The sequence below is a fragment of the Pseudorhodoferax sp. Leaf267 genome, from assembly GCF_001422405.1.
Classification (GTDB): Bacteria; Pseudomonadota; Gammaproteobacteria; order Burkholderiales; family Burkholderiaceae_C; genus Pseudorhodoferax.
This window is the reverse complement of sequence record NZ_LMMV01000007.1, coordinates 1-14852: the sequence shown is the minus strand read 5'-3', so window position 1 is coordinate 14852 and position 14852 is coordinate 1. Positions and strand designations below refer to the sequence as shown.

Sequence of the window (14852 nt, the reverse complement as noted above, 5' to 3'; positions counted from 1 at the left end):
GATGCCAGGCGCGGTACGGCGCCAAGCCGGCGGTATCCGTCCTCAGATCAGATGAGAAGCGCCGGGCCAGCACGGCCCGGCGCGGCGCCTGGATCAGGCGGGCATTGCGTCGTGCATCGGCATGACGACAAATGGAACCACGAGCGAGAACCGCTGTGCGACCTCATGCTCGATGCGCGCGAACACCGCCGGGATCGTGCAGCTGCCCATGCCGTCCGCATCGCGCAGGTGGCCGGCGATCGTGCCGTCCGGGTAGAGCTTGAACTCCATGCCTTCGCTGAAGTCCGCGTCGCTCCACAACCGCTGGTTCAGCTCGGCCAGATACTGCACATGGTTCAATGGTTTGCGGGACATGCTCATCTCCTGTCGGCCGGTCAAAAACGCTCCAGATCCGACAGCTCCAGGCAGTCGCTGGGCGCGTTGTCCAGGGCCAAAGTCTTGTGGCCCTGCTCGTCGGTGACGACTTTCAGCGCGGGCCCCACGTCGACCTGGCTGCCGTCGCGCAACAGGGCGCGCACCGTGTCGCCGGCTTCAATGCGCGCCACGACTTCGGGAACGCGGGCCTCCTGCGGCTCCTGCGTCCAATCGCCACCGCTGCCGGCCGCCTGCCCCATCAGCACGGCGATCAATTCCTGGTTCACATAGCGCAAGGCGGTCACGCGGTACTCAGCCATCGTCGGGTTCTCCTGGGTTCTGGTGCCGGCGATCGTGCGCCGCGCGTGCGCAAGCCCCTGTCGGCAAACGCCGCGAAGCCGGGTCGGCGTGCGTACGATGTGCCGCGGCCACAGGTCCGGAAACGGCCAGGTGGGCGGGCCGCGCGCTTCTATGATCCAGCCATGTCCTGCGCTTGCACCCCCACCACCAACGCTGCGGCGCCCCCGGGCGAGGCCGCCGAGGACGATGCCCGCTACCACGCGCTGCAAGCACGCGATGCGCGATTCGACGGGCGTTTCTTCACGGGCGTGACGAGCACCGGCATCTACTGCCGGCCGGTCTGCAGCGTGCGCACGCCGCGGCGCGAGAACTGCCGCTTCTTCGAGCATGCGGCCCAGGCCGAGAGCGCCGGGTTCCGCCCCTGCTTGCGCTGCCGGCCCGAGCTGGCGCCCAGCTCGGTGCTGTGGTCCGTCCAGGACGCGGCCTACATCCTGGCGCACCAGGCCGCCCGCCTGCTCGACGAGCCCGACGCCTGGCCCGACGAAGGCCCCACGGTGGAGGCGTTGGCCCAGCGCCTGGGCGTCAGCGACCGCCACGTGCGCCGCATCTTCGAGGCCCATTTCGGCGTCTCGCCGCTGCAGTACCTGCAAACGCGCCGGCTGCTCACGGCCAAGCAGTTGCTGGCAGACACGGGCCTGCCCATCGCCCAGGTCGCCAGCGCCAGCGGCTTCCACAGCCTGCGGCGTTTCAATGCCGCGTTCGTCGAGCACTACGGACTCAACCCCAGCCAGCTGCGCCGCGCCGGCGGCGGCCCCGAGGGCCAGGGCACCAGCGTGCGCCTGGGCTACCGGCCGCCCTACGACACGGGCGCCATGCTGCGCTTCTTCGCCCACCGCCAGATCGCCGGCATGGAGGCTGTGCAGTGCGACGCCGATGGCGTGCACGGCGCGCTGGCGCGCACCTGGCGTGTCTGGTCCGGCGGACAGTGGCACAGCGGCTGGCTGCATGTGGACTTTGTGCCCGAGCGCAGCCAGGCCGTGCTGCGCGTGTCCGACAGCCTGCGCGGCGTGCTGCCACAGGCGATCCGCCGCGTGCGCATGCTGCTGGACCTGGACGCCGACCCTGCCGCCATCCACGCCGTGCTGGGCGAGCGCTTCCCCGACGGCGCCGGCCTGCGCGTGCCCGGCTGCATGGACGGCTACGAGCTGGCCGTGCGCGCCGTGCTGGGCCAGCAGATCACCGTGGCCGCCGCGCGCACGCTGGCCAGCCGGCTGGTGGCGCGCTTCGGAGAACCGGTGGCGACACCCGAGCCGGGGCTGGACCGCCTGTTCCCGCAGGCCGCGGCGCTGGCCAGCCTGGGCGACGCAGCCGGCGACGCGCTGGGCCACCTGGGCATCGTGCGCCAGCGCCAGGCCGCCATCGTCGCGCTGTCGCAGGCGGTGGCCGGGGGGCTGCAACTGCACCCGGGCTGCGACGTGCCCGCCACCATCGAAGCATTGAAGGCCCTGCCCGGCATCGGCGACTGGACGGCGCAGTACATCGCCATGCGCGCGCTGCGCTGGCCCGACGCGTTCCCGGCCGGCGACGTGGCGCTGCACACGGCCCTGGGGGTGCGCAGCGACCGCCAGCCCGCGCGTGCGGCTGAGGCCGCCTCACTGGCCTGGAAGCCCTGGCGCAGCTACGCCGTGCTGCGCGCCTGGGCCAGCATGCCGCCCCGGCCGGCCAAGGTTCCGGTCAGGGCCAGATCCACACCATCTACTTCTGCAGGCACGACACCATGAACTACCACGCCTCCACCCAGCAAAGCCGCTTCACCACGCCGCTCGGCCCCATGGTGCTGGCGGCATCCGACCAGGGCCTGTGCGGCGCCTGGTTCGACGGCCAGCGCCACCAGCCCGACACCAGCCGCTGGCCCCATGCCACGCGCCACGCCGTGCTGCAAGCGGCGCAGGAACAGCTGCTGGCCTACTTCGACGGACGGCTGCGCGCGTTCGACCTGCCGCTGGACTTGGCGGCCGGCACGGCCTTCCAGCGCGCCGTCTGGCAGGGCCTGCTGGCCATCGGCCCGGGCCGGCTCACGAGCTACGGTGCCCTGGCGCGCAGCATCGGCAACCCCGCCGCCGTGCGTGCCGTGGGCGCGGCGGTCGGCCGCAACCCGGTGTGCGTCATCGTGCCCTGCCACCGCGTCGTCGGCAGCGACGGCTCGCTCACGGGCTACGCCGGTGGCCTGCCGCGCAAGACGGCGCTGCTGGCGCTGGAGGCTGGTAGCCAGCCAGACGCACTGAGGAGAGCAGCTTGAACGCCGCACGTCCGGCCGTCGACGTGACCCCATCGGCCAACGCGCCCGCCACAGCGGCATCCGCCTGGATCCTCGATTTCGTGCTGCTGTCGGCTCTGTGGGGCGCGTCCTTCCTCTTCATGCGCATGGCCGCGCTGGAATTCGGCCCGTTGCCCACGGCGGCCGGTCGCGTGACCATCGCCGCGGCCTGCCTGCTGCCGCTGCTGTACTGGCGCGGGCTGGGGCCGCAGCTGCGCCAGCACGCCAGGCCCGTGCTCTTCGTCGGCCTGCTGAACTCGGGCATTCCGTTCGCGCTGTTCTCGTTTGCGGTGCTGTCCATCAGCACCGGGCTGTCGTCGATCCTGAACGCAACCGTGCCGCTGTTCGGCGCCATCGTGGCCTGGCTGTGGCTCAAGGACCGGCCCGGCGCCTCGCGCGCCACGGGCCTGGCGCTGGGCTTCGTCGGCGTGGCGTTGCTGGCCTGGAACAAGGCCAGCTTCGCGCCCAAGGCCGGCGCCGCGGCCACCGGTTGGGCCGTGCTGGCCTGCCTGGCCGCGTGCATCTTCTACGCGCTGGCGGCCAGCTTCACCAAGCGCTACCTGACCGGTGTGCCTTCGCTCGTGCTGGCCGCGGGCAGCCAGCTCGGCGCCACGCTGGGCCTGCTGCTGCCGGCCCTTTGGCTGTGGCCGGCCACCATGCCCAGCGCAAAGGCCTGGGCCGGACTGCTGGCCGCGGGCGTGCTGTGCACGGCGCTGGCCTACATCCTGTTCTTTCGGCTGATCGCGCGCGTGGGGCCGTCGCGCACCCTGACGGTCACCTTCGTCGTGCCGGTGTTCGCCGTGCTGTACGGCACGCTGCTGCTGGGTGAGGACCTGACGGCCTGGATGCTGGGCTGCGGCCTGGTCATCGTGAGCGGCACGGCGCTGGCCACCGGCGCCGTGCGGCTGCCGGGCACGCGCTGACCGCGCCCGCCGGCGCCGTAACAGACGGCAACAAATTGCTGCAACGCGTCAAGCTCCCGCGCTGGAGGCTGCTGGCACAGTCGGTGCTTCCCACAAGCCCTGCGCCCACTTCCGGTGCGCAGATCAGAACAACCAGGACTCTTCGAACGACATGAGATTCACAGCACGTACACCCCTCTGGATCGTGACCCCCGTCGCGGTGGCCATCGCACTGGTCGCCTGCGGCGGCAGCGACGGCGATGACCTGGTCGTCGACAGCAACCCGAACAGCTGCGCGATCCTGGCCAGCAACGGCTCGACGGTCGTCGTCGGTTCCGGCGTGGCCGGCGACCCGGCCGCGCCCGAGGCTGCCTCCGGCTACCGCCTGGGGTACAAGGCCAAGCAATCCAACAGCTACATGGTCGTGGCCAACACGCCGCTGGCCAGCAAGGCTGGCTGCGAAGTGCTCAAGGCCGGCGGCACGGCTGCCGATGCGGCCATTGCCGTGCAGGCGGTGCTCGGCCTGGTCGAGCCCCAGTCCAGCACCATCGCTGGCAGTGCGTTCATGGTGTATTACGACGCGGCCACGAAGAAGGTCACGGCCTACGACGGGCGCGAAACCGCCCCCGCCGCCGCCACCGGCTATTACCTGGTACGCCAGGACCAGGCCGATCCCGCCTCGCCCGCGCCCGTGCCGGCATCCAACCCTGTCGGGCGGCGCAGCGGCCGGTCCATCGGCGTGCCCGGGGTGATGCGCATGATGGAAATGGCCCACAAGGAGCACGGCAAGCTCAAGTGGAACCAGCTGTTCGACGAAGGCGTCGACCTCGCCACGAACGGCTACGTGATCCCGGCCCGCCTGGGCGCGGCCATCAACAGCAACCGCAACAGCCTGGCGCTGGACGCCAACGCCATGGCGGCCTATTTCAAGCCCGACGGCACGCCCAAGCTGAGCGGCGAGACCACCACCAACCTGCCCTACGCGCAGACGCTGCAGGCACTGGCTGCCCAGGGCGCCGACGCACTGCACACCGGCCCCATCGCCCAGGCCATCGTGGACAAGGTGGCGCAGGCCGTCGGTGACGACGCGGCCCGCACGCCGATCACGCCCGGCCTCATGACGCTGGCCGACCTGTCCGGCTACAAGGCCAAGAAGCGCGACCCGGCCTGCACCACCTACCGCGCCACCTACTACGTCTGCGCCATGGCGCCGCCGTCCTCCGGCGGCATCGCGATCACGCAGGCGCTGGGCATCCTGGAGAACTTCCCGCTGTCGTTCTACCCGCCGACCAACCCGACCGTGGAAGGCGGCGTGCCCAGCGTGATGGGCGTGCACCTGGTGTCCGAGGCCTCGCGCCTGGCCTATGCCGACCGCGACAAGTACGTGGCCGACACCGACTACATCCCGCTGCCGGGCAACGGCCTGTCGACCATGCTCGACAAGAGCTACCTGCGCGGGCGCGCGGCGCTGATCGACCTGACCAGGACCATGGGCACGGCGCAGGCCGGCAACCTGGGCGACGTGCCGCTGGGCCGCGACACCTCGGTCGAGGCCGGCACCACGCACTTCTCCATCGTCGACGCCTACGGCAACGTGGCCTCGGTCACGTCCACGGTCGAGTCCAGCATGGGCTCGTTCCACATGACCAACGGCTTCCTGCTGACCAACCAGCTGACCGACTTCTCGGCCCAGCCCGTGGACGGCGCCGGCGTGCCGATCGCCAACCGCGTTGCACCGGGCAAGCGCCCGCGCAGCACGATGGCGCCTACCGTGGTGTTCCGCGGTTCCGAGCCGGGCGACTTCATGCTGGCCACCGGCTCGCCGGGCGGCGGCACGATCATCCAGTACGTGCTGAAGACCGTCGTCGGGGCGCTGGACTGGGGCATGGACGCGCAGATGGCCACCTCGATGGTGGACTTCGGCGCGGCCAACAGCCCCACCACCAACGTCGACGGTGCCAACACCTCGCTGGACACCTCGGCCCTGGTCGCCGGCCTGCGCGCCATGGGCCACACCGTGTCCACCGGTGCCCAGTCCAGCGGCATCTCCACCATCATGCGCGTCCAGAAGGACGGCAAGTGGGTGCTGCAAGGCGGCGTGGACCCGCGCCGCGAGGGCATCATCCTGGGCGACGGCGCCCTGTAGGCCACGCAGGCACCGAGCCCGGCACGGGCTCGGTGCCTGTCAGCCCGGCGCGCTGCGCGCGCGCCACCCCAGCACCTCATTGCCGACCAGCGCGGCAATCACCAGCGCGCCACCGGCCAGCACCGAGGGGCCGGGCTCCTCGCGCGCGCCCAGCCAGGCCAGGGCGATACCGAAGATCACCTCCAGCAATGCCAGCAGCGAGACCTCGGGCGCCTTCAGCACGCGCGCGCAGCGCACCGACAGCACGCAGGGAATCGCCAGTTGCAGCACGCCCAGCACCGCCAGCAGGCCGATGTCGTGCGGCGTGGCCTGCAGCGGCAGCGCCGCTGGCAGCGTGTAGAGCGAGGACAGCAAGGCGCCCACCAGCACGGAGGGCACCAGGTCCAGGTCGCGGCCCGAGGCATGGCTGCGCTGCACCACCGTCCAGTTGACCGCGGCCGCCACGGGCACGCACAGCGCCACCAGCGTGCCCGCCAGCGCGGCGCCGCCGCCCAGCTCGAACTGCGTGCCGTACATCCAGGCGATGCCGATGCCGGCCAGCACGATGGCGCACCAGGTGCGCGGCGCGAGCCGGTGGCCGATCACCACGCGCGCGACCAGCGCCGTGAACAGCGGCCCCAGCGCCATGGTCACGAGCACGTTGGCCACACTGGTCATGGTCAGCGCCAGCATGAAGGCCGTGAACATCACGCTCCAGCACAGGCCCGAGACCCACAGCGCCCAGCCCGCGCTGCGCATGCGCGACCACAGCGCGCGGCCCTGCAGCGCGGGCAGCAGCACGAGCAGTGTCAGCAGCGTGAAGAAGCTGCGCCAGAACGTGACCTCGAAGCTCTGCGCCGCATGCAGGTGCCGTGTCACCACACCGGCAATCGACCACATCAGCGTCACGACAACCATCAGGAACAGGGCGCGGGTGTGGGTCAGTTTCATGGCGAGGAAAAGAATGCGGCGCGATTGTGCGTCAGCGCGGCTGCGGCCCGACCCGGTGCCGACCCTGGCGGGCGGGCTTGTCGCCTGCGGGTCTTGCCGGAGCCCGCGGCTGCGTGCGGTGCGCTAAGGTCAGCGCATGACCACCACACTCCTCGTGCGCCACGACGCACTCGGCACCACGCGTCTGCGCACTGCGCAGGACGCGCCGTTGGCCCCGGGCCAGGTTCGCGTGCGCATCGCGCCGTTCGCGCTGACCTCCAACAACATCACCTACGCCGCGTTCGGCGATGCCATGCACTACTGGGATTTCTTTCCGAGTGGCGAGGCCGGCTGGGGCGTCGTGCCGGTGTGGGGCTTTGCCACCGTCGCGCAGTCGCTGCACCCCGGCGTCGCCGTGGGCGAGCGGCTGTACGGCTACTTCCCGATGGCCGACCAGGCTGTGCTGCAGCCGGCCCGGCTCACGCCCGAGGGCTTCTTCGACGCGGCCCCGCACCGCGCCGCGCTGCACGCGGTCTACAACCGCTACACGCGCTGCAACACCGACCCGTGCTACACCGCGCCCACCGAGGATCTGCAGGCCTTGCTGCGCCCGCTGTTCATGACGGCCTGGCTGATCGACGACTTCCTGCAGGACAACGGCTTTTTCGGCGCGGCCACGGTGCTGCTGTCCAGCGCATCGAGCAAGACCGCCAGCGCCACGGCGTTCCAGCTCGCCCAGCGGCCAGGCATCGAAGTCGTGGGCCTGACCTCGCCCGGCAACAAGGCGTTCTGCGAAAGCCTGGGCTGCTACAGCCGCGTGCTGGGCTACGACGAACTGGGCAAGGTGCCGGCGGAGCAGCCCTGCGTCTATGTCGATTTCGCCGGCAACGCCGACTTGCGGCGCGACATCCACACCCGCTTGCCGAACCTGCGCTACAGCAGCGCCATCGGCGGCACGCATGTGGAGCAGCTCGGCGGCGCCAAAGACCTGCCGGGCCCGCGCGCCACGCTGTTCTTCGCGCCGGCGCAGGTCAAAAAGCGCAATGACGACTGGGGTGCAGCCACGTTGAACGCGCGCCTGCTGGAAGCCTGGCAGGCCTACATCGCCCGGGTTGCCGATCCGGCAGCGCCCTGGCTGCAGCCGCGTCACCACCGCGGGCCGCAGGCCGTGCAGGCCGCCTACCTGGACGTGCTGGGCGGCCGCGGCGATCCGCGCGTCGGTCACATGCTGTCGCTGGTCTAGCCGCCGTGGCCGCGGCCCTGGGCAGCCGCTACCATCTGCGCCCGCCCCCGCGCAGCCTTTCCACTCCATGCCTGTGACGCACCCACCGTTTCGCCGGCTCAGGCAAGGCCTTTTGCTGTGGCTGGCCTGCCTGCTGGCAGGCTGCGCCGGCTTGCCCGCCCGGCCGCCCACGCCACCGGTGGCGGCCGTCGCCGCGTCGCCCGCCACAGCGCTGGGCCGGGCGGCCGAGCAGTTGCAGGCCGGGCGCGAACCCACCCATTCCAGCGTGCGTTCTCTGTCGCAGGCCAACTTCGCGCTGGACGCGCGGCTCACGCTGATGCGCCGCGCCCAGGCTTCGCTGGACGTCCAGACCTACCAGATCGGCAACGACAAGACGGGCCGGCTGATCCTGCGCGAACTGCGCGACGCGACGCGGCCCGGCGCGGCGTGCGCGTGCGGCTGCTGCTGGACGACTTCTACACCGCCGGCCTGGACCCGCTGCTGCTGGCCCTGGCCACGGAGCCGAACGCCGAAGTGCGGCTGTTCAACCCCTTCGTGAACGGCCGGGCCCACGCGTTCACACGCTGGATCGACTTCTTCGCCGACTTCCGCCGCCTGAACCACCGCATGCACAACAAGCTGTTCGTGGCCGACGGGGCCTTCGCCATCGCAGGTGGGCGCAACCTGGCGGACGAGTATTTCCTGCGCAGTACGACGGCCAACTTCATCGACCTGGAGGTGGTGATGGCCGGCCCGGTCGTGCCCGAGCTGGCCGGCATCTTCGACCGCTACTGGAACAGTGAAGTGGTCTACCCGCTGGCTACGGTGGCCGCCAGCCCCGACACGCCGGAGCAGCTGCGCAGCGCGTTCGAGACTGCCACCAGCGGCCCCGGCACACCCGAGCCCGAGCCGCCCGATGCGCCCGACACCTTCGGCGAAGGCCCCCTGGGCGAGCAGCTGGACAGCGGCAGGATGCCGTGGATCCGCGCGCTGGCGCAGGCCGAGGCCGACAGCCCGACCAAGGCACTGGGCGAGGGCCCCTTTCCCACCGAGACACTGGCGCGCTCCACGCAGGCCATGGCGGCGCAGGCCAGGTCCGAGATCACCATCGTGTCGCCCTACTTCATCCCCGGCGACGAGGGCGTGGCCCGCATCCGCGCTCTGCGCGAGCGCGGCGTGCAGGTCACGGTGGCCACCAACTCGTTGGCCGACAGCGACGAGCCGCTCGTGAACATCCACTACAACCGCTACCGCGTGGCGTTGCTGCAGGCCGGCGTGACGCTGTACGAGGTCAGCTCGCACCAGCTCAAGCGCCGCGGCCAGTTCCGCCGGCTGCTCAAGCAGGCGCGTGGCCGGCTGCACGCCAAGCTGGCACTCATCGACCGCGAATGGGTGCTGCTGGGCTCCATGAACCTGGACCCGCGTTCGGCCCGGCTCAACACCGAGGTCGGCGTGCGCATCCGCAGCAGCGAGCTGGCGCATGCGCTGGTCTACGCCTACCACATGGACGACATCGACGGCGTCTACCGCGTCGCGCTGCAGCCCGACGGGCAGAACGTGCAATGGGTCAGCACCGGTGACGACGGCGCCGACGAAGTGCTGACCGAAGAGCCCGACTCCAGCCTGCTCACGCGGCTGCAGCTGCTGCTGTTCTCGTGGTTCGTGCCGACCGACCAGCTCTAGGTTGAACCCAGCGGAAGACCGCTCTCGCGCGCGCGCACTTCGCCGCGGAACGCAGCGGCATCGATCTGCAGCCGCTTGAGCTTGTCGTACAGCGTCTGCTTGGGGATGCCCAGGCCGGCGGCCGTGGCGCTGATGTCGCCGTGCTCGCGCCGCAGTGCCTCGGAGACCAGCACGCGCTCGATGTGTTCCAGCTGCTCGGGCAGGCTCATGCCGCTGCCGCGCTGGTCCAGGAGGCGCGCGGCCTCGCTGTCGAACAGGCCCAGCACGAAGCGGTCGGCCACGTTGCGCAGCTCGCGCACATTGCCGGGCCAGGCATGGGCCATCAGCAGCGACAGCACATGGGGCGTGACGACAGGTGCCGGCCGGTCGAAGCGGCGCGCAGCCTCCAGCACGAAGTGCTCGAACAGCAGCGGGATGTCTTCGCGCCGCTCGCGCAGCGGCGGCAGCACGATGAAGGCCACGCCCAGCCGGTAGTACAGGTCGCTGCGAAAGCGCTTTTGCTCGCTGAGCAGGCGCAGGTCTTCCTTGCTCGCGGCGATCACGCGGCAATCCACCGCCACAGGCGCATTGGAGCCCAGGCGCTCCACGGTCCGGTACTGCAGTGCGCGCAGCAGCTTGGCCTGCACGTTGAGCGGCATGCCCTCGATCTCGTCCAGAAACAGCGTGCCGCCGTTGGCATGCTCGAACTTGCCGATGCGCCGGCGCGTGGCGCCCGTGAACGCGCCGCTCTCGTGGCCGAAGATCTCGCTGTCCACCAACGACTCGGGCAGGCCCGCGCAGTTCACGGGCACGAAGTGGCCCTGGCGTCGCGCGCTGTGCTCGTGCAGGCAGCGCGCGACCAGGTCCTTGCCGCTGCCGGTCTCGCCATAGATCACCACGTCGGCCGGCGCGCCGGCCAGGTTGCGCACCAGCTCGCGCACCTGCTGCATGGCGGCCGAGCGGCCGATCAGGCTGGCCTGGATGCCGGGCCAGTCGGCCAGCTGGCGGCGCAGCGACTGCACCTCGATGGCCAGCCGGCGTTTGTCTGCCGCGCGCCGCACGACCGCGACCAGGTGCTCGGACGTGCAGGGCTTTTCGATGAAGTCGTAGGCGCCGTCGCGCATGGCCTGCACGGCCATGGCGATGTCGCCGTGGCCTGAGATCAGGATCACGGGCAGCTCGGCATCGAGCCGGCGCAGCTCGGCCTGCCAGTCCACGCCGCTCATGCCGCCCAGGCGCACGTCGCACACCACCACCGCCGGCACGCCGGGCGCGACGGCCTGGCGCGCGGCCTCGACCGACTCGTGCGCGACCACGCCGAAGCCGGCCAGCTCCAGCGCCTGGGCGCTGCCGGCGCGCACGTCCTCGTCGTCCTCGACGAACACGACCTGGATCGGGTGCTTCTCGCTCATGGGTTTCAGGTCTCCCTGCTGTTGTCGCGCCGCGCGGGCAGTTCGATCACGAACTCGGCACCGGTCGGCGCCAGGTTCTGCGCGCGCAGCGTGCCGCCGAACTCGCGCACGATGTGGTCCGAGATCATGAGCCCCAGCCCCAGGCCTTTGCCGGCGGGTTTGGACGTGACGAAAGGCTGGAACATGCGGGTCAGGATGGCGTGGTCGATCTGCGGCCCATTGTTGCGGATGCGCAGCCGGGCCACACCGTCCTGCACCGTGGCATGGACTTCGATACGGCGCGGCGCCGTGCTGCCGCGCAGCGCATCGATGGCATTGCCCAGCAGGTTGGCCAGCACCTGTTCGAGCCGGGCTTCGTCGCCGGTGACGGCCAAGCCCTCGGGCTCGACCTGCACATCGACGGCGATGCCCTCCTCCTGCAGCCGGCCGTCCAGCTGCTGCAGCACCTCGGCCAGCAGCCGGCGCAGCTGCACCATGCCCGGCACGCCGCCCGGCTTGTAGGCGAACAGCCGCAGCTGGCTTGATAGGCGCTTGAGCCGGCCGACCAGCCGGCCGATGCGCGCCAGGTTGTCGCGCGCCTCGTCCAGCCGGTTCATCTGGATCAGCTTGTCGGCGTTGTCCGAGACGGTCTGCAGCGCGGCCAGCGGCTGGTTCAGCTCGTGCACCATGCCGGCCGACATCTGGCCCAGCGCGGCGAGCTTGCCGGCGTGCACCAGCTCGTCCTGCGCGGCGCGCAGCTGGTCCGTGCGCTCCAGCACCTTGCGCTCCAGCGAATCGTGGGCTGCCTGCAGTGCCACGCCGCTGGCCAGGCGCTGGCGGGTCTCGCGCCGCCGCGCCGCTAACAGTGCCACCAGCAGCAGCACGATCGCCGCCACCAGCGCCGCGCTGAACGCTACGGTGCGGGCGTTGGCGCGCAGGGCCGTCTCGTCGTCCAGCAGGATCAGCTGCCAGCGCCCCTGGTTCACGTCGCGCACGCTGGCTGCAAAGGCCAGGCCGTCCACGCGCACGCGCTGCTCCGACGCGTCGTGGTCGCCCGGGTTGCGCAGCCGCCAGTTCAGGGGCACGAGTTCGCTCGCGCCGTAGCGCTTGGCCTGCGCGGCCTCGGCCCGCGCGGCGTCCTGCAGCGGCTCCAGCGGACGGTAGCGCCATTCGTCGCGCGTGGACAGGATGGCCACGCGGTGTTCGTCGACCACCAGCACCTGGCCGGGCAACTGCCGCCATTCGTTCTCGATGTCTGCCAGGTTCACCTTCACGGCGGCCAGGCCACGCGGCTGGCCGCGCGCCGGCAAGGCATAGGACAGGTAATAGCCGGCGCGCGCGCTGGTCACGCCCACGCCATAGAAGCGCCCGCGGCCCTGCGCCAGCGCGTCGCGCACATAGGGCCGGTAGGACAGGTCGTGCCCCAGCGGCGTGCCGGGCGAGGCGAAGTCGGCTGCTGCCAGCGTCATGCCGTCGCGGCCGACCACGTACAGGTTCTCGGCCCCGGCGATGGCGTTGAGCGACTGCAGGTAGTGGTTGACGGCCGTGCCCAGCAACGCGTCGCCAGGCGCCTCCAGATGGCGCATGACCTCGGCGGAAGTCTCCAGCAGCGAGGGCAGGAAGTCGAAGCGCGCCAGTTGCGCGTCCAGCCGCGCGGCGGTGATCTCCAGCCGCTGCGCCGCGGCCTCCTGCAGCGCCTGCAGGCCGTGCCGCATGGCCAGCGCATGCCCGCCCCAGGCGGCCAGCGCCATCCAGGCCGCGGCCAGCAGGCCGCGCACGAGCCAGGTACCGGCCCGGCGCTGGCGTGGCCGGGGCACGGCACCGTCCTGCATGCGCGGCGTCAGCGGCTCTTGCGCGCAGCCGGGGCCGGCTTGGCGGCAGGCGTGGACGACAGCGCCTCGGACATGCCGATCAGCACGCCGCTGACCAGCGTCGCGTAGTGGTCCATGAACGCCTGCGCCGCGCGCTGGTTGAATGCGCGGCCTTCACGGCTCATGGCCTGCGCCTGCGCGATCAGCGATTCGACGGCCGTGTTCGCCGCCTTGCCGGTGGCGCTGTCCCCCTGGCCGAACAGCTTGAGGGCCTCGCCCCAGGCCTGCTGCACCGGGGCCGGCACCTCGCCGCTGGTGGCCTTGCGCAGCGTGTCGAAGACCATGTCCTCCATCTTCTCGATGTCGGTCAGCGCCTTCTTCATCTGCGTCTCGCGCAGGTCGACGCCCTGGTCCAGCAGCTGCTGCATCGCGCGCTGGCTGGCCTGCACGGCCTGCTGCACGGCGCCGTCGATGCCGGCGACGGTCTGCTCCAGCAGCGCCTCGACGTCAGCCCCCTGGACGTTGCGCGCGGCGCCGGCCGAGGCGGCCTGGGAGACGACCTTCACCACCTCCTTGATCGCCTTGAGCGTGAGCTCGCGCTGCTGCAATGCCTGCAGCGTCGCGGCCTGCACGGCCTTGCGCAGGGCCGCGCCCTGCTGGCTGGTGGCGTTCTCGTACTGCGCGATCAGCGCGTCGGTGTCGATGCCGAATTTGTTGGCCATGCGGAGTCTCCTGGTACGTTGGGTCGGTTCGGGCGCCGGAATGCGCCCGGACGCGATTCTTGCCCGAATCGACGCCTTGCGGGGTCAGCGCGCGGGCGCTGCGGGCATGTGGTGCTCGACCTGGTCGAGCACGGCCTCTGGTTCCTGCGCTTCGGCCGGCGACTCGTCGTTCAGGATGCGCGTCATGCGCGCCGTGTCCAGGTCGTTCGTCCACTTGGCCACCACCATGGTCGCCACGCCATTGCCGATCAGGTTGGTCAGCGCACGCGCCTCGGACATGAAGCGGTCGATGCCCAGGATCAACGCCAGGCCGGCCACCGGCACATGGCCGACGGCCGACAAGGTGGCCGCCAGCACGATGAAACCCGAGCCCGTGACACCGGCGGCGCCCTTGCTGGTCAGCAGCAGCACGGCCAGCAGCGTGATCTGCTCGGTGAGCGACATGGGCGTGTTCGTGGCCTGCGCGATGAAGACCGCGNCCGGCGGCGCCCTTGCTGGTCAGCAGCAGCACGGCCAGCAGCGTGATCTGCTCGGTGAGCGACATGGGCGTGTTCGTGGCCTGCGCGATGAAGACCGCGGCCATGGTGAGGTAGATGCTGGTGCCGTCCAGGTTGAACGAGTACCCCGTCGGCACGACCAGGCCGACCACGGACTTGCGCGCGCCCAGGTTCTCCAGCTTGGCCATCATGCGCGGCAGCACCGATTCGNAGGTTGAACGAGTACCCCGTCGGCACGACCAGGCCGACCACGGACTTGCGCGCGCCCAGGTTCTCCAGCTTGGCCATCATGCGCGGCAGCACCGATTCGCTGGACGAGGTGCCCAGCACGATCAAGAGCTCTTCCTTGATGTACTTGATGAACTTCCAGATCGAGAAGCCGTGCGCCTTGGCGATCCCGCCCAGGATCACGAAGATGAAGAGCAGGCAGGTGGCGTAGAAGGTGGCCATCAGCTGGCCCAGTTGCAGCAGCGAGCTCACGCCGTACTTGCCGATGGTGAAGGCCATGGCGCCGAAGGCGCCGATGGGCGCGACCTTCATGATGTAGCCCACGATCACGAACAGCACGTGCGAGAACTTCTCGATGAAGTCGAACACCAGCGTGCCGCGCCCGCCAAAC

At 70.9% G+C, this 14852-nt stretch carries 14 protein-coding genes and 3 pseudogenes; 7 read left to right on the top strand and 10 right to left on the bottom strand.

Annotated elements, in window-relative coordinates:
* Positions 1-93: 93 nt before the first annotated feature.
* Positions 94-354, bottom strand: a complete 261-nt coding sequence (locus ASF43_RS11190; RefSeq protein WP_156373279.1) for a hypothetical protein — start codon at positions 352-354, stop codon at positions 94-96.
* Positions 355-374: 20 nt separating this feature from the next.
* On the bottom strand, positions 375-674 hold the full coding sequence (locus tag ASF43_RS11185; protein WP_056180510.1) for a hypothetical protein: 300 nt from the start codon (positions 672-674) through the stop codon (positions 375-377).
* Between the two features lie 162 nt (positions 675-836).
* Here ASF43_RS11185 and ASF43_RS11180 point away from each other — a divergent pair, with 162 nt between their 5' ends.
* The 4 genes from ASF43_RS11180 (at position 837) to ASF43_RS11165 (ending at position 6019) form a co-directional block, all read left to right on the top strand.
* Positions 837-2435, top strand: coding sequence for a DNA-3-methyladenine glycosylase 2 family protein (locus tag ASF43_RS11180; RefSeq protein WP_056180507.1), 1599 nt, complete (start codon positions 837-839; stop codon positions 2433-2435).
* Positions 2432-2953 (top strand): methylated-DNA--[protein]-cysteine S-methyltransferase, encoded by a 522-nt coding sequence (locus tag ASF43_RS11175; protein ID WP_056180505.1) that lies wholly within the window; start codon positions 2432-2434, stop codon positions 2951-2953. The genes ASF43_RS11180 and ASF43_RS11175 overlap by 4 nt, the downstream gene beginning before the upstream one ends.
* Complete coding sequence (locus tag ASF43_RS11170) at positions 2950-3894, top strand: DMT family transporter (RefSeq protein ID WP_369803257.1); 945 nt, start codon at positions 2950-2952, stop codon at positions 3892-3894. The genes ASF43_RS11175 and ASF43_RS11170 overlap by 4 nt, the downstream gene beginning before the upstream one ends.
* 151 nt (positions 3895-4045) lie before the next feature.
* The gene (locus ASF43_RS11165; protein ID WP_056180502.1) at positions 4046-6019 is read left to right on the top strand and encodes a gamma-glutamyltransferase family protein; all 1974 of its coding nucleotides are present in this window, start codon (positions 4046-4048) and stop codon (positions 6017-6019) included.
* Positions 6020-6058: 39 nt separating this feature from the next.
* Here the strand turns inward: ASF43_RS11165 and ASF43_RS11160 are convergent, their stop codons facing one another.
* Positions 6059-6949: a DMT family transporter gene (locus tag ASF43_RS11160; RefSeq protein WP_056180499.1), complete on the bottom strand. Its 891-nt coding sequence runs from the start codon at positions 6947-6949 to the stop codon at positions 6059-6061.
* A gap of 136 nt (positions 6950-7085) precedes the next feature.
* Between ASF43_RS11160 and ASF43_RS11155 the strand changes: the two genes are divergently transcribed.
* From ASF43_RS11155 to ASF43_RS11150, 3 genes are all read left to right on the top strand, one after another.
* Positions 7086-8171: a DUF2855 family protein gene (locus ASF43_RS11155; protein WP_056180496.1), complete on the top strand. Its 1086-nt coding sequence runs from the start codon at positions 7086-7088 to the stop codon at positions 8169-8171.
* A 67-nt stretch (positions 8172-8238) separates the two neighbouring features.
* Positions 8239-8709 (top strand): hypothetical protein, encoded by a 471-nt coding sequence (locus tag ASF43_RS31680; protein ID WP_235578218.1) that lies wholly within the window; start codon positions 8239-8241, stop codon positions 8707-8709.
* A complete protein-coding gene (locus tag ASF43_RS11150; protein WP_235578217.1) occupies positions 8604-9833 on the top strand; it encodes a phospholipase D family protein in 1230 nt (409 codons plus the stop codon). The genes ASF43_RS31680 and ASF43_RS11150 overlap by 106 nt, the downstream gene beginning before the upstream one ends.
* On the opposite strand, the gene ASF43_RS11145 is transcribed toward ASF43_RS11150, so the two are convergent.
* From ASF43_RS11145 to ASF43_RS31675, 7 genes and pseudogenes are all read right to left on the bottom strand, one after another.
* Complete coding sequence (locus ASF43_RS11145) at positions 9830-11224, bottom strand: sigma-54 dependent transcriptional regulator (RefSeq protein ID WP_056180493.1); 1395 nt, start codon at positions 11222-11224, stop codon at positions 9830-9832. The genes ASF43_RS11150 and ASF43_RS11145 overlap by 4 nt on opposite strands.
* A gap of 5 nt (positions 11225-11229) precedes the next feature.
* The gene (locus ASF43_RS11140; protein WP_235578216.1) at positions 11230-13020 is read right to left on the bottom strand and encodes an ATP-binding protein; all 1791 of its coding nucleotides are present in this window, start codon (positions 13018-13020) and stop codon (positions 11230-11232) included.
* A gap of 23 nt (positions 13021-13043) precedes the next feature.
* Positions 13044-13736 carry a DUF6781 family protein gene (locus ASF43_RS11135; protein ID WP_056180486.1) on the bottom strand — a complete coding sequence of 231 codons (693 nt, stop codon included), beginning with the start codon at positions 13734-13736 and terminating at the stop codon, positions 13044-13046.
* An 84-nt stretch (positions 13737-13820) separates the two neighbouring features.
* Positions 13821-14214, bottom strand: a pseudogene (locus tag ASF43_RS30705) (cation:dicarboxylate symporter family transporter); the annotation flags it as partial.
* A gap of 1 nt (position 14215) precedes the next feature.
* Positions 14216-14361, bottom strand: a pseudogene (locus tag ASF43_RS32245) (cation:dicarboxylate symporter family transporter); the annotation flags it as partial.
* A 12-nt stretch (positions 14362-14373) separates the two neighbouring features.
* Positions 14374-14421 (bottom strand): annotated as a pseudogene (locus ASF43_RS32240) (hypothetical protein); the annotation flags it as partial.
* Positions 14422-14444: 23 nt separating this feature from the next.
* Positions 14445-14852: cation:dicarboxylate symporter family transporter (locus tag ASF43_RS31675; protein ID WP_369803258.1), on the bottom strand; the 408-nt coding region annotated here is incomplete at both ends.

What these genes read in the sequence shown, in the direction of transcription:
- ASF43_RS11190 (WP_156373279.1), bottom strand. Translation starts at nt 354, where the DNA reads ATGTCCCGCAAACCATTGAACCATGTGCAGTATCTGGCCGAGCTGAAC.
- ASF43_RS11185 (WP_056180510.1), bottom strand. Translation starts at nt 674, where the DNA reads ATGGCTGAGTACCGCGTGACCGCCTTGCGCTATGTGAACCAGGAATTG.
- ASF43_RS11180 (WP_056180507.1), top strand. Translation starts at nt 837, where the DNA reads ATGTCCTGCGCTTGCACCCCCACCACCAACGCTGCGGCGCCCCCGGGC.
- ASF43_RS11175 (WP_056180505.1), top strand. Translation starts at nt 2,432, where the DNA reads ATGAACTACCACGCCTCCACCCAGCAAAGCCGCTTCACCACGCCGCTC.
- ASF43_RS11165 (WP_056180502.1), top strand. Translation starts at nt 4,046, where the DNA reads ATGAGATTCACAGCACGTACACCCCTCTGGATCGTGACCCCCGTCGCG.
- ASF43_RS11160 (WP_056180499.1), bottom strand. Translation starts at nt 6,949, where the DNA reads ATGAAACTGACCCACACCCGCGCCCTGTTCCTGATGGTTGTCGTGACG.
- ASF43_RS11155 (WP_056180496.1), top strand. Translation starts at nt 7,086, where the DNA reads ATGACCACCACACTCCTCGTGCGCCACGACGCACTCGGCACCACGCGT.
- ASF43_RS31680 (WP_235578218.1), top strand. Translation starts at nt 8,239, where the DNA reads ATGCCTGTGACGCACCCACCGTTTCGCCGGCTCAGGCAAGGCCTTTTG.
- ASF43_RS11145 (WP_056180493.1), bottom strand. Translation starts at nt 11,224, where the DNA reads ATGAGCGAGAAGCACCCGATCCAGGTCGTGTTCGTCGAGGACGACGAG.
- ASF43_RS11135 (WP_056180486.1), bottom strand. Translation starts at nt 13,736, where the DNA reads ATGGCCAACAAATTCGGCATCGACACCGACGCGCTGATCGCGCAGTAC.